Origin of the sequence: Brenneria sp. L3-3C-1, from assembly GCF_016456245.1 — a bacterium.
In the GTDB taxonomy this organism is placed as follows: domain Bacteria; phylum Pseudomonadota; class Gammaproteobacteria; order Enterobacterales; family Enterobacteriaceae; genus Brenneria.
The window spans coordinates 46,895-60,769 of the sequence record NZ_JAEMHF010000001.1 but is presented as its reverse complement, the minus strand read 5'-3'; the positions used below and the strand labels follow the sequence as shown (position 1 = coordinate 60,769).

The following is a 13,875-nucleotide window of genomic DNA, read 5'->3' as shown; positions in this document are numbered from 1 at the left end:
CGTAGTGCATCGCTGCTACAACTACTTATCCCTTTTCCCAGATATGCGAGGCCTCGTAGATGATCGCAATACAAGCGCCGCAGACCTACCTGAATCGTGATGGCGTCATCACTACCGTCGGTGAGTTTGTCAAACCACTGGCCGACACCCTGCTGATTGTAACCAGCCCGCAGGCATGGCGCGCCACGGCGGAAAAAGTCGAGCGCAGTCTGAACCAGCACGGCCTGAAGTATCAGGTGGAATTTCTGCCGGGAGACTGCACCAAATCCGCCATCGAAGCCTTGACCATACAGGCCCGCAAGCTTGAGGCTGAACTGATTCTGGGGATTGGCGGGGGACGGGCGCTGGATGCGGCCAAAGCCGTCGGCGAAGTATTGGGGCAGATCCCGGTGATTACGGTTCCCACCATCGCCGCCACCTGCGCCGCCTGGTCGCCCATCAGCGTGATCTACAGCGATACGGGGGCGCATCAGGGCGCATTAGCGCTGAAGCGGCTGCCGGTATGGGTATTGGTGGACAGCGAAGCGATCGCCCAAAGTTCGCCGCGTTACCTTAAGGCCGGCATCGTTGACGCGCTGGCGAAATGGTATGAATTCCAGCCCTATCTGCGCAACGGCGATGACGGGCTGGCGCTGGCATTGAAAGCGCAGGCCGCCAGACTGGCGCTGGATACGTTTAATGCCTACGGCGAACAGGCCATCGCCGACAATCAGCAAAAGCAGGTTACCCCGGCATTACGCAAAGTGATTGACGCCGTTATCGCGCTGGCGGGCGTGGCGAACAGCATGAAAGACGACGTGCCGCGTATCGGCGTTGCTCACGCCATTCATAACAGCATGACGCGCCTGCCGGAACTACATCACTGGCTACACGGTGAAAAGGTGGGATTCGGTCTGGCGGCGCAAACGTTTCTGGAACATGACAACGCCCGTGACAGAGAAGAATTATTATCGCAGCTCCAGCGTTACGGCGGCCCGTTAACGCTGACGTCGCTCGGTCTTGACCAGCAGCCCCAGCGCATTGATGAAATTGCCGACAACGTGAAGATCACGCCCCCTATTGCCGCCTTACTGCCCTTCTCGGTCGAAGCGGCGCGCATTAAACAGGCGTTATGGAGCACCCAGCAACTGGCCGCGCTAACGGCCGATAACCAGGCCGCCTGATCCCGTTTCCCCGATCTTTTCGGGGAAGCCTTTGGTTTACGCGCTGAGCGCATTGATAAACGAGTGGGTGCGGCTATTGTCCGGCCGCTTGAATACCTGTTCAGGCGTGCCTTGTTCAACGATCCTGCCATGCTCGGTAAACACCACCTGATGGCTAACCTCCTGCGCAAAACGCATTTCATGGGTGACCAGAATACAGGTCATCCCGTCGTTTACCAGTTCGCGGATGACCGTCAACACCTCCCCGACGGTTTCCGGATCCAGCGCGGAAGTCACTTCGTCAAACAACACCAGTTCCGGCTCCATCGCCAGCGCACGGGCGATCGCCACTCTTTGCTGTTGTCCGCCGGACAGTTCGCCGGGATAGCTATCGGCCTTATGCTCCAGCCGCACCCGCTTGAGTAACCGCCGGCCAAGCCGCTCCGCCCGGTCACGCGTCTGGCCGAGGATCTTGACCGGCGCGACCATGATATTTTCCAGCACGCTGAGATGGGGAAAAAGATTGTACTGCTGAAACACAAACCCCACCCGTTTACGCAGCGCAATTTTATCGACTTCGCGCTTTAATTCATGCACGGCGGTATCACCGACATAGATATGCCCCTGATGAGGCGTCAGCAATCCATTGATGCAGCGCAGGATAGAAGACTTTCCTGAACCGGATGGGCCGATAATCGTGGTCACTTCCCCCTGATTAACCACCAGATCGATACCTTGCAGTATCGCATTGTTCCCCAATGTCAGATGCACATCCTCCAGCCGCACCAGGGTTCGGGCGGCGGAACGCGGCTTAAAGGGTAATGTCGTCATCAGTGGCTCCTCTGTCAAATAAGGGTGCGTTATTGCGTCTGACTAAAACCGAAACGACGTTCAAGACGCTGGGTAAAGCGCGCGATCGGGTAGCAATAAGCAAAAAACAACAGCAACACCGCCAGATAAACCAGCATGGTGAAGCTAATCTGATTGACCGTACTGGCGGCATTGCGGGCCGATTCCAGTACGTCGCCCACGCCCACCAGCGAGGCCATGGTGGTTCCCATTGCAATATGGGCGTACAGATTCATCCACGGCGGCAGCATACGTTTAAAACACTGCGGCAGGATCAGCCAGCGCAGCGCCTGAACCCGGCTGAACGCCAGCGAAAGCGCCGTTTCCCATTGCGCGGCGGGAATCGATCGGATCGCTCCGCGAAAGATCTCCGCCACATTGGCGCAGGCCGGCAACGCCAGCCCCAGCATCACTTTGATCCAGTCAGGAAAAGGCACATAGACGTCGCCAATCTTTAACTCGAACGGGAACAGATAGGTGGTGAAAAATATCAACACCAGCAACGGCGCATTGCGGAAAACATGAATAAACAACCGGGCGGGGGCGTTCAGCCAACGCCAGTCCGAGTGAGCCATGGCCCCGACGATAAGCCCGGTCAGGGTGCCCAACGCGATGGCTAAAATACTGATCCAGATATTCAACGCAAAGCCTTTCAGCAGATACGGCATCCACTTAACCAGTTGCGCCAGGCCGCTATTCTCCGCCGGCCGCCATATCTGGCTGAGCAACAGCAAGGCGAATAGCGCCGCCGCCGTCACAATAACGCGCTTCAACTTGCCCGTTGAGGTCCAGAACGCCACCGATGAATCAGGCATAACCCGGCATCCTCAGTTTCTCCTCAAGATAGCGTCCGGCCACCGCCACCAGCCAGGTCAGCAAGCTGTAGATAGCCAGCAACAGGATCATCAACTCCAGTACGTTGTCGCGCTGTGACCAAATCATCAGCGATGCGTAGGTCACTTCGCCCACCGCCACGGCCGCGCCCAGCGACGTGGACTTGACCAGATTAACCAAGTTATTGACCAGCGCAGGCAGGGCAAAACGCGTGGCAATCGGCAGATCAACCAGCGTCAGCAGTTGATAACGGTTAAACCCCATCGACCGGGCTGATTCGCGCATCACGTCAGGCACCGCGCCAATCCCGGCGCGAAGCGCCTCGGCGTGCAGCGCGCCATAGTGCATCGCCAGCACGATGACCACCCACACATACGCAGTGAGCGGATTGTTAGCCGCGCCATCCGTCACATGCAAATTAATCAGCATATTCAGTACCAGCACGGCAAAATAAATCTGCACCAGCGTCGGCGTATTACGGGTAAGCTCGACAAACCATCGCGTCGGCAGCGCCAGATAACGGCGTTCGGAGGTTAACATGGCGGAAAACAGCACGCCCAGAATCAGGCTCAGCACCAGCGTAACGGCCACCAGATTCAGCGTCGTCACGATGCCGTCGAGCCACGCCTGACGATCGTAAGGGCTGAGCAGAAAGGCATAGTCCAACCCGATACCGTCAAACCATTGCACCGCGGCGCTGATAACATTCATCATCATGCTATTCCTATGGCGTTGCGAGAACGATTAAGCCGCCGGCTGGTTCAGGATTTCCTGATGCAGCTTTTCCAGCTCGGGCGTCAGGTAAGGCCAGTTATTCTCTTTAGCCACGTTGACCAGCCACCCGGAGCGATGCCATTCGTTGACGATCTCGTCCAACGCGGTTGCCGTATCCTGCTGACCTTTCTTCACCCAAATGACGCCGGGCGACAGCTCCAGCGGCTGCTGAATCGGCACTTCATAATCAGCCCAATCCGGATTGGTCGATAACAGATAACGCAGCGAGGCGCCGTCATGCACCGAAGCCGAGCAATTGCCGCCCTTTAATGCCAGCAGCGATTCGGCCGAACCGGCCAGCCCTTTGGTCTTGATGCCATACCCCTCCACCAGCGGTTTGGCATAGTTGCTGCCCTGCGACAGGCACACCTCTTTACCCCGCAAATCTTCCCAGCGCGTCACGCCGCTGCCCTTCCTGATCATTGCCGAGCCGTAAGCGTATTTATACGGCGTTTTGGCGTGATCCAGCGCTTTTTCACGCTCTGGCGTCACCTGCATGTTGGCCAGCAAGGCATCCACCTTTCCCTGCTGCAAAAACTGTACGCGATTGGCTGGGTTAACCTGAACAATCTCGGCTTCGGCACCCAGACGCTTGGCAATATCATTAGCCAGTACGATTTCAAATCCGGCCGGCTTGTGGGTATTCACATCGGTATAGCCAAGCGGCGGGCTATTGAGAATGACGCCGATACGCACTTTTTGGGTTGCCTGGATACGATCCAATGTCGCATCCGCGTTCGCCTGTGACATCAGCGCCATGCCGAATACGATCAACGCTGTTTTTAGTTTGGTTTTTTTCATCTTGTTGCGACCCTTTGATCTACACATCCCCCGGTTCCGGCTAAACGACAATCCAGACCATTAAGAAATCACCTTAATGGCTCTTCAGCCACCGCGACAAATGACTTATTTGGCTTTAGATTGATGGAATACGCATTTCCGGGCCGTATGCCGGCTTTTATTCGGTACGAGTGCGTGGAAGATAACAGGACACGGGGTTCAGACCCTGCCCGCCGGAGCGGCCAGGGTGAGTAAGGATACAAGAGAGGAAAGAGTGAAAATGCTATCCCTGCCGGGCAGGTTCAGTGCGGATACCGTTCAGTTCGCGTTCATAGGCGCGCGCTTTTTCCTCGTCAAACTGGTGTTCCCACTTGGCAATCACCAGCACCGCCAGCGCATTGCCCACCACATTGAGCGCGGTACGCGCCATATCCAGAATGCGATCCACCCCGGCAATAAACGCCAGCCCTTCCAGCGGGATACCCACGCTGCCGAGCGTCGCCAGCAGCACGACAAAAGAGACGCCCGGCACGCCGGCGATCCCCTTTGAGGTCAGCATCAGCGTTACCACCAGCACGACTTCCTGTCCGATAGACAGCTCAATGCCATACAGCTGCGCAATAAAGATCGCCGCGATGCTCTGATACAGCGTCGAACCATCCAGGTTAAACGAATAGCCGGTCGGCACGACAAAGCTGGTGATCGATTTCGGCGCGCCGTACGCCTCCATCTTCTCAATGATGCGCGGCAATACGGTTTCCGAACTGGCGGTGGAATAAGACAGAATCAGTTCATCTTTCAGAATGCGGATCAGCATAGTGATGCGCAGTTTACACAGCCGGGCAATCCCTCCCAGCACGATCAGAGCAAAGAACAGGATCGCGCCGTAAACCAGCACCACCAGCTTCGCCAGCGGCCACAGCGAGGAAAAACCGAAATTAGCCACGGTGACGGAAATCAGGGCAAACACCCCGACAGGCGCATAGCGCATGATCATATGCGTCACTTTAAACATGCTTTCCGACACGCCGCGAAACACATTCAACAGCGGTTCCCGATTCGCTTTTGGCAAAGAAGACAGCCCCAGGCCAAACAGCACCGAGAAGAAAATGATCGGCAGCATGTCTCCGTCGGCCATGGCGGCAAAAATATTCGGGGGGATTAAAGACAGCACGGTCGCCACCAGACTATGGGAGCCGCTCTGCACCTGTTCCGTGGTTTTCTCATATTGAGAAATATCAACCGAGGTCAGCATCGACATATCAATGCCGACACCCGGTTGAAAGACGTTTGCCAGCGTAATCCCCAATATAATGGCCAGGGTGGTGACGATTTCAAAATAGACGATGGTTTTAACGCCAATCCGCCCAAGCTTTTTTGCATCGCCGACGCCGGCAATCCCCACAATCAAGGTGGCGATAACAATCGGCACGACGATCATCTTGATCAGGCGAATAAAGATATCGCCGGCAGGGCTGAGAATATTACTGATAAGCCATTGGCGACTGTCCGGCTGTTCATGCAATACCGCACCGAGGGCGATACCGAGGACCAACGCAATAAGGATTTGCCAGGCCAGGCTGATTTTCTGTGTTTTCATAGCGATCTTCCGTTTCAAAACTCCCCGCCACGAACGAATGGCGATAACGCGAATTGCAGCTCAATGCGAGCCGAAAAATAAGCGTGGAGATAGCGAGTATCAGGCATGTTTGATGGGGCAGTTACCGATATTTTTTCGGGTATCGGTACGCAGAATGAATTACATAATTATGCAATAAAAACCCACAAGTCTTTGTATCTAAAAACAAAACATCAAACATAACTTATTGTTATGCGGGAGGATGCTACTATCCCGGTACGGTGAGATCAAGCGGATTGTTGATGGGTAAAACCATAAACATGCTAATGGCCTGCATGAATACTACGGCCTGGACGATAGGATAAACAGGCAAAACAGCGGTGGAAAAACGCGGGCGCAGCCAGATATTTTCTGGCTGACTAACCAATTAGCCTCCGGCGGATTTCGAGGCGCAGCCAGACGACAATCTGAGAACGGATCGGCGGTCGCTACGGCAATAAATCAGATTTGGTAATCAATCACGTTCTCGTCATTCTCGGCGAACACTTTGTCTTTAATCTCATCCAGGGACAACTCTGTGTTGCATAGCTGGATAAACTTCCAGGCATAGTTACGTTGTAACTGATTCTTTTTTAACCCCAGCCAAACAGTGTTGGCTTCAAACAGATGCTCGGCATTCAGCCGCACCAGTCCTTTGTCGCGCTGCGGATCGTAAGCCTTATCCGCCAGAATGCCTACCCCCAACCCCAACTCCACATAGGTTTTGATGACATCGGAATCCTGCGCGCTCAGCGTAATATCCGGCGACATGCCCGCCGCCTGGAAGGCGCGATCCACGCGAGAACGCCCGGTGATCCCCTGACGATAGGTAATCAACGGCGCCGCGTTGAGCATATCCAGCGTGACCACCGGCTCGTGCGCCAGTGGGTGCGCTTCCGGCACCACAATCGAATGGTGCCAGCGATAATAAGGAAACGCCGCCAGCGAAGGATCGTTAATCAGCCGTTCGCTGGCGATCCCGATATCGGCTTCCCCTGAATGCAGCATCGTCGCGATCTCGTCGGGCGTGCCCTGATTGAGCACCAGCCGTACCTGCGGATAAAGCGCCCGGAATGCCTTGATCACTTGAGGTAAGCTGTAACGCGCCTGGGTATGCGTGGTGGCGATCACCAGTTGCCCGGTATCATTATTGGTAAAGACATTGGCTAAACGTCGGATATTGCTGGCGTCATTCAGGATCCGCTCCGCCACGATCAGCAGCTCTTTACCCGGCTCGGTCATTCCCAGCAGACGTTTACCGCGACGGATGAATATTTCAATCCCCAGTTCCTCTTCCAACTCGCGAATATGGCGGCTCACACCGGATTGAGAGGTAAACAGCGCATTCGCCACTTCGGTCAGATTGTAATTACACCGTGCTGATTCACGAATAATCTTCAATTGCTGAAAATTCACCCTGTACTCCATCACTGTTGCAACATATAGGTGTATTGATACGGAGGAATAATGGCGGGGACAAATAAGGAAATGGTTTTGTTTATATTTTTTTATACTAACGCCGATCGCACAATCAACGTTGAGCGACAAATGACGCGGACAAGAATAAAAATAGTTTGTATTCAATGTATTGGAAAAGACATAAAATCATGACGGGTATTTCCCCGGCGAATATTTAGATCTTTACGCTATGAATTATTGGTTTTAAATCTAACCAATCCCGCTGCGTGGGAAGGCGTGGACGGGAATATGCGAGGCGCATATTTACCAAGACAGCCGCGCTTTACCTGCCATACACTACACCGAACGCGGCTCAGCCAACAAAATAAAACAGGTTTTATCATGCCAACTGGTGTTCTCTTTGCTCTTTCCGCAGGATTACTGTGGGGATTAGTGTTTGTCAGTCCTCTGCTGGTGCCGGAGTATCCGGCCGCCTTGCAATCAACGGGACGCTACCTTGCCTTCGGCCTGATCGCCTTGCCGCTGGCCTGGCTGGATCGCCGCAGGCTGCGTCGGTTAACCCGTCAGGATTGGTGGGAAGCGGCCAAATTAACCACCGTCGGCAACCTGCTTTACTACTTTTTTCTGGCCAGCGCCATTCAGCGTACCGGTGCGCCGGTTTCAACCATGATTATCGGCACCTTGCCGGTGGTGATCGCCGTGACGGCCAATCTGTTCTACGGCCGCCAGGATGGTCGGGTATTATGGCGCCAACTGATACCGGCTCTGGCGCTGATCGCCACGGGACTCGTTTGCGTCAATATCGCCGAATTGAAAGCCTTAGCGCTCACGCTGGACGTCTGGCGTTATGTCAGCGGTATCGCGCTGGCCTTTATAGCGGTTATCTGCTGGACCTGGTATCCGTTACGCAACGCCCGCTGGCTGCGCGACCACCCAGGCAGCAATCCCACCACCTGGGCGACGGCGCAAGGGCTGGTTACGCTGCCGCTGGCGCTGCTGGGATATCTGCTGGTTTGCGGCCATCTTGTTTTTACCCGCGAGGAATTCAGCCTGCCGTTCGGCCCCCGTCCCGCGGTGTTTATTCCGCTGATGGTGGCTATCGGTCTATTTTGCTCCTGGATGGGCACGCTGTGCTGGAATGAAGCCAGTCAACGGTTGCCGACCGTGCTGGTCGGCCCGCTGATCGTGTTCGAAACCCTGGCCGCCTTAACCTATGCCTTTATTCTGCGTCAATCCTGGCCGCCGTTGTTAACGCTGGGCGGCATACTCTGCCTGGTTGCAGGGGTGATTTATGCGATGAGAATCAAACCGAAACCGATGGTGGTGCCGGTGACGATCGCGGACCCGGTGGGGAAATGAGTACGCATCAGCGCTCCGCGCATCACGCCCCGTGAGCCAACCGCTCGAACAACGCGGTCAATTGCTGCTCATCCCGCGCCCCCTGATGTTGGGCGGTGACGTTGCCGTTGCCGTCAATGATAAATGAGGTGGGCGTGCCAATCACCTGATAGCGCTCTTGGGTGATGCCAAGCTGATCGCGGATAACCGGGTAGCTGATGTTTTGCTGATCCACCAACGGGGAAATATCCACGCTGTCGGGATCGGTATTCACCGCCACCACCACTACGCTGTCAGCATAATCTTTGCTAAGCTTTTCCAGCGTGCCCATTTCGGCCAGGCACCCCCCGCAGCCCGAAGACCAGAAATTCAGGTAGACGCTTTTTCCCTGCCAGCGCGTCAGATCGACCGGTTGCCCTATCAGATCATACGCCGCCAGCGCCGGCGCTTTTGCCCCGACGCTGACCCGTTCTTCTTTACAGCCGCCAAGCAACGTCAGGATGGCCAACAGACAACTGACGATTAACCCGTTACGCCATGACATGATGATTCACCTCTTCGCCGAAATATTTACCGTGCTGTAAGCGGATAATGCGGTCGGCAAACTTACCCAGTTCAGGGTTGTGCGTCACCATTACGATGGTGCGCCCCTGCCGGTGCAAATCTTTCAGCAGCTCCAGCACCCGCTGTTCGTTCTCTTCATCCAGATTGCCGGTCGGTTCATCGGCGAAAATAACCGGCGGTTCATTCACCAGCGCCCGGGCAATACACACCCGTTGCTGTTCGCCGCCGGAAAGCTGACTGGGTAAATGGCCGATGCGATGTTCCAGCCCCACCTGCTCCAGCACCCGCCGTGCGGCCGCCTCATCCACGATGCTGTGATAATGCTGCGCCAGCATGATGTTTTCCAGCGCGGTTAAAAACGGGATCAGGTGGAATTGCTGAAAAACCAGTCCGATTTTATCGGCCCGAAATTTACGCCGCCCCTCTTCGTCCAACGCGGCGGCATCAATACCATCCAGCAGCACCTGGCCTTCGCTCACCGTATCCAGACAGGTGAGAATATTCATCAGCGTGGTTTTACCCGAGCCCGACGCGCCCATAATGGCGACAAACTCGCCGCGGGCGATGCGAATATTGATATTTTCCAGCGCGGTGACCTGTCCAAAGCGTTTATACAGCTCGCGGGTTTCAATCACCGCCTCGGGTGCCGGCTCCACGGCCGGAACATTTATTGATGGGCCCATCGCTACTCTCCTTTTAACACTTTAGCCGGTTCGACATGAATCGCCCGTCGGGTGGGAACAATGGCCGCGGCGGCGGCGACCAGCAGAGAGAGCGCCAGCGTCAGCGGGAAGACCGGCGCCCGCAGCGAGATCGTGGCATTGAAAACGGCCATCCCCAGAAGCTGCGCCAGCAGATACCCCAGCAGCCAGCCGCATACCACCGCCGCCAACGCGATAATCCCGGTTTCCGCCAGCATCTGACGGATGATATCCCGCCCGCTGGCGCCCAGCGCTTTCTGCAAGGCGAACTCGCGCGCCCGTTCCCCGACAATCGCCATCAGCGTCGTGTTTACGCACAGCGAGGACAGCACCAGAATGACGGCGGAAACCAGCCCCATCAGCCCTTTGATTTTATTCAGCACCTGGCCTTCAGACGCCGACACTTTGAGAATCGGGCGGATTTCCAACTGCGGATACTGTTGCTGTAAGCGCGCGGCGAATTGATCCACCTGCCCGAGATCGTTGCTGACGCTGAGCAGCGCATTGCTGATCGTCCCGGCTTTATCCAGCCATTTCTGCGCCAAATCCAGGTTCACAATCAGCATGTTGTCCGTGGCGTCGCCGGATTCCACGATGCCTTTAATCTGTAAACGCTGCCTGCTGCCCTCGCCCACCAGCGTAATGCCGTCGCCGACGTTAACGTTCAGCCGCTCCGCCAGCTTGACGCCGATCATCGCGTTGCGATCGTCAAAGCTGACGCCGATCCAGTTTCCTTTCACCTGCCAATAGGGCGCGAGCGGACGCAATGATTCAAACCACACCCCCATCAGCACCACTTTTTCCAGTTCGGTGCGCGCCATGCCGTACAGATACGGGCTGGCGGCATTGATTAACCCGGCCGGCGCATCATCCACGATCTGCTGAAAGGTCGGCTGGGGCAGCGAATTCCCGCGCGCCGGGCCGATGTAAAAGTTCGCTCCAAAGGTACGCAGTTCCTGACTCATTTTGGCGTTGATGTCGAAATACACCGCGGACATGGCGGTGACAATCGCCGCGCCGACCGTTAAGGCGGCAAACACCACGCTGACCCGCTGCATCCGCAGCCGTAGCGCGCGGATCACCAACCGCCAGAACATCCCGTTCATCCAGCCATTAGCGGCCATACAGCACCTCCACCGGATAGAGTTTGCTGATGCGCCGCGCCGGGAACCAAGTGCCGATCGCCGCAATCAGCACCGAAATCACCAGTACGCAGGGGATCACAATCCAGGCAAAGCTGAGCGGCACCCCAAACAGCATCAGGCCGATGGCTTTCGCCAGCCCCCAGCCCGCCACACAGCCGGCGATCCCGCCAAGCAGGCCGCTCAGCGCCGCTTCCAGATAAAACAGCAGCATAATCTGCCACTGGCGGGCGCCCAGCGCTTTCATCAGGCCGATCTCTTTCGCCCGCTCCATAATGGTGCTGGTCATCAGCGAGGCAATGCCCATCGCCGCCGCCACCAGCGCCGCAAAGGTGACCACCGCCAGCAACAGCTGGATCTTATCAATCACCACCCCTTCCGAGGCGGCAACCTGCCAGATAGGTCGCACCACCGAACCGGAAATCGCCTCTTCCAGTTGATGGGCGATCGATGAAACATAGGCGGTGCAGTACCACAGGTCATACTCTTCGGCATTCAGCGCTTCCAGATTTTCACGCGCCCGGCGCGACAAATCATTCTCCGGCACCGTCAGCGCGGAAACGCGAATCGCCTGTATTTTTCCTTCCAGCCCCAGCAAGGCCTGCACCACCTCCAGCGGCATCACCAGTAGGTTTTCCTCCTCGCCGCCGCTGCTCAGAATGCCGCTGATCCGAACCGTGGTTTCGCCTTTCGGGCCGCGTAACCGCAACTGGCCGCCAGTCTGCCAGTTATTCTGCTGGGCCAGTTGCTTGCCGACCAGCGTCTCCGCCGCCGCGCCGTCAGTCACCGGCTCCCGCGGCCATTGACCGGCCACCTGCCAGTAAGGACTGACGGCGATCTGCCCGGTGCGATAGTCTTCTTCGTCCGGCACCGCCACCGGCTGTGAGAAAAAGGTGCCCAACACCGCCACCGGCTGTCCGTTTATCTCAACGTCGCCGCTCAGCAACGGCGCAAAGCCGACAATGTTGTTGCGCCAGAAAATATCTTTGATATTGGGCAGTTCCGACTCATCCAGAAAATCCTGCCCCTCCAGCGGATTGCTGCGCTCGCCGAACAACGCCGGAAGCGCCGCCTGCCCCGCCGGCTCAATCAGGATATTCGCGCCATAGGATTTCAGTTCGCGCGCCATTTTGTCGCCGATATCGATCGACACCGCCAACAGCGCCGAAATCAACCCCGCCGCCAGGAACACCGTCAATACCGCCAGCGATTTACGCCGGATATTTCTGCGCCAGGACTGACGTAACATGCGCCATAACATGATTATTCCCCTTCCGCTTGTTCGTCGGCCGCCGCCGCTGAACCGACATATTTAGCGGGGTTTGCGCGGAAGTGGTTGTAATTCGCTTCCGTCGAGAAGAAATAGGTTTTACCACCGTAGCGATACTTATGTTCGGCCTTCACGTTGGTCAGCCTGGAACCGTCCACCGGATCGACTACCTCCAGCGATATCACCGTGGTGAAATAGTTGACGCCTGCCGCCAGCGACGCCTGGCTAATCACCAGCTCATTGTCGTCATTGCTCCAGCCTTCGATCGGCACCGGGTTACAGCCCCCGGCCTTGCCGATGGAGGGAATGAAAATACGCACGTCGCAGGCCACGCAGATCACCTGATTACCTTCCATCACATAACCCTGATCGCCGCACAGCAGGCAGGCGTCGAACACTACGCCCAGCCGCAGCCGATCCGGATAGCGGTTAATGACGAAAAAACGCACCGCTTTGCCATCATCGGCAATCCACACAAACCGATGCAGTTTGCCGTCGCGAATCTGTTCGAGGGGAATATGCACCTTGCCATCGGCGGCCAGCGTCACCGGCAACGCTTCCGACAGCCGGGGGGGCTGTGAGGCGACTTTATCCCAGTAAAGCTGCGCCAGGACGATCGCCAGCAGCGCAATCAGCATAGCCAGCACCGTGCGGCGCACGTTGCGGTAATCGGCGGTGGCTTTGCGTCTGGCAATGGCTTCGGCGGCGGCCTGCATCCGTCGGCGCGCGCGTAATAACGGCAGCAGATAGCCGGCCGCCGTCACCGCCATCAATAGCGCGCTGAGATAATTTAATAAATAGGCGCTATTGGTGACCTGCGCCACATAGCTCAGACGCGGCTTGGTCAGCCCCAGCGCCTGTAGCTTCATCAATAACAACAGCAGGTTGCCGCTGATCGGCAACATTAATAACGTCGCCAGCAAAATCAGCAGCGGCCAGCGCAGTACGCCGAGACGCCGTACCATCATGCCGCAGAGCGCCGCGCTGAACGCCAGCCAGCCAAAAGCCGCCGCCACCGCGCTGAAATTCAGCAGCAGATCGGTATTCACCACATGGGTGTTGGTCAATGCGCTCAGGTTGGGATCACCGCCCCAGTGGGCAGCCGCACCGGCAACCAATATTGCCTGCCATAGATAGCCGATACGTAAATGAGAGAAAAACTGACTGATAAGAAACAGCGCCAGGGCCAGCGCCTGGATGCCGATCACCCAGAGTTGCAGTTGCTGGCCGTTGGGCATGCGAATACCCACTAGCGTACCCGCAATCAATGCCAGCAGCGTCGTCCAGACCAACGGCCTGATTTCAGGCGTGGAACGGTGGCTCCAGTTCAGCCCCAACAGCAATGCTATCGGCAGGAATGACTGTAGCGTGGTAACAAAGAAATAACTCATATTCCCTTCATCTTTCACGTTGCAGGTGCGTCGGCTTCCGCACCTTGAAATCT

At 56.5% G+C, this 13,875-nt stretch carries 13 protein-coding genes; 2 read left to right on the top strand and 11 right to left on the bottom strand.

The window, feature by feature from the left end; all coding sequences use genetic code 11:
• Nucleotides 1–59 precede the first annotated feature (59 nt).
• Entirely contained in the window at nt 60–1,163 is a 1,104-nt protein-coding gene (locus tag JG725_RS00265) for an iron-containing alcohol dehydrogenase family protein (protein ID WP_199376054.1), read from the top strand.
• Nucleotides 1,164–1,199: 36 nt separating this feature from the next.
• On the opposite strand, the gene JG725_RS00260 is transcribed toward JG725_RS00265, so the two are convergent.
• The 6 genes from JG725_RS00260 to cbl all read right to left on the bottom strand — a co-directional run bounded on the left by JG725_RS00260 (nt 1,200) and on the right by cbl (nt 7,413).
• Entirely contained in the window at nt 1,200–1,973 is a 774-nt protein-coding gene (locus JG725_RS00260; protein WP_199376052.1) for an amino acid ABC transporter ATP-binding protein, read from the bottom strand.
• A gap of 29 nt (nt 1,974–2,002) precedes the next feature.
• Nucleotides 2,003–2,806 carry an amino acid ABC transporter permease gene (locus tag JG725_RS00255; protein WP_199376050.1) on the bottom strand — a complete coding sequence of 268 codons (804 nt, stop codon included), beginning with the start codon at nt 2,804–2,806 and terminating at the stop codon, nt 2,003–2,005.
• Nucleotides 2,799–3,542: an amino acid ABC transporter permease gene (locus tag JG725_RS00250; protein ID WP_199376048.1), complete on the bottom strand. Its 744-nt coding sequence runs from the start codon at nt 3,540–3,542 to the stop codon at nt 2,799–2,801. Before JG725_RS00250 ends, JG725_RS00255 begins: the two co-directional genes overlap by 8 nt.
• 27 nt (nt 3,543–3,569) lie before the next feature.
• On the bottom strand, nt 3,570–4,400 hold the full coding sequence (locus JG725_RS00245) for a transporter substrate-binding domain-containing protein (RefSeq protein ID WP_199376046.1): 831 nt from the start codon (nt 4,398–4,400) through the stop codon (nt 3,570–3,572).
• A 262-nt stretch (nt 4,401–4,662) separates the two neighbouring features.
• Nucleotides 4,663–5,979 (bottom strand): glutamate/aspartate:proton symporter GltP, encoded by a 1,317-nt coding sequence (gene gltP / locus JG725_RS00240; protein WP_199376044.1) that lies wholly within the window; start codon nt 5,977–5,979, stop codon nt 4,663–4,665.
• A gap of 480 nt (nt 5,980–6,459) precedes the next feature.
• Nucleotides 6,460–7,413, bottom strand: coding sequence for an HTH-type transcriptional regulator Cbl (gene cbl, locus JG725_RS00235; RefSeq protein WP_172288533.1), 954 nt, complete (start codon nt 7,411–7,413; stop codon nt 6,460–6,462).
• 384 nt (nt 7,414–7,797) lie between these two features.
• Here cbl and JG725_RS00230 point away from each other — a divergent pair, with 384 nt between their 5' ends.
• A complete protein-coding gene (locus JG725_RS00230; RefSeq protein WP_199376042.1) occupies nt 7,798–8,775 on the top strand; it encodes a DMT family transporter in 978 nt (325 codons plus the stop codon).
• Nucleotides 8,776–8,797: 22 nt separating this feature from the next.
• On the opposite strand, the gene JG725_RS00225 is transcribed toward JG725_RS00230, so the two are convergent.
• The 5 genes from JG725_RS00225 to JG725_RS00205 are packed head-to-tail and all read right to left on the bottom strand — an operon-like array spanning nt 8,798 to nt 13,822.
• Nucleotides 8,798–9,298 (bottom strand): TlpA disulfide reductase family protein, encoded by a 501-nt coding sequence (locus JG725_RS00225; RefSeq protein WP_172288537.1) that lies wholly within the window; start codon nt 9,296–9,298, stop codon nt 8,798–8,800.
• Nucleotides 9,285–10,001, bottom strand: coding sequence for an ABC transporter ATP-binding protein (locus tag JG725_RS00220; protein WP_199376040.1), 717 nt, complete (start codon nt 9,999–10,001; stop codon nt 9,285–9,287). The genes JG725_RS00225 and JG725_RS00220 overlap by 14 nt, the downstream gene beginning before the upstream one ends.
• A gap of 2 nt (nt 10,002–10,003) precedes the next feature.
• Nucleotides 10,004–11,116, bottom strand: a complete 1,113-nt coding sequence (locus JG725_RS00215; RefSeq protein WP_172288840.1) for an ABC transporter permease — start codon at nt 11,114–11,116, stop codon at nt 10,004–10,006.
• A gap of 16 nt (nt 11,117–11,132) precedes the next feature.
• Nucleotides 11,133–12,422, bottom strand: a complete 1,290-nt coding sequence (locus JG725_RS00210) for an ABC transporter permease (RefSeq protein ID WP_199376038.1) — start codon at nt 12,420–12,422, stop codon at nt 11,133–11,135.
• Nucleotides 12,423–12,424: 2 nt separating this feature from the next.
• Nucleotides 12,425–13,822, bottom strand: coding sequence for a Fe-S-containing protein (locus tag JG725_RS00205; RefSeq protein WP_199376036.1), 1,398 nt, complete (start codon nt 13,820–13,822; stop codon nt 12,425–12,427).
• Between the last annotated feature and the right edge of the window lie 53 nt (nt 13,823–13,875).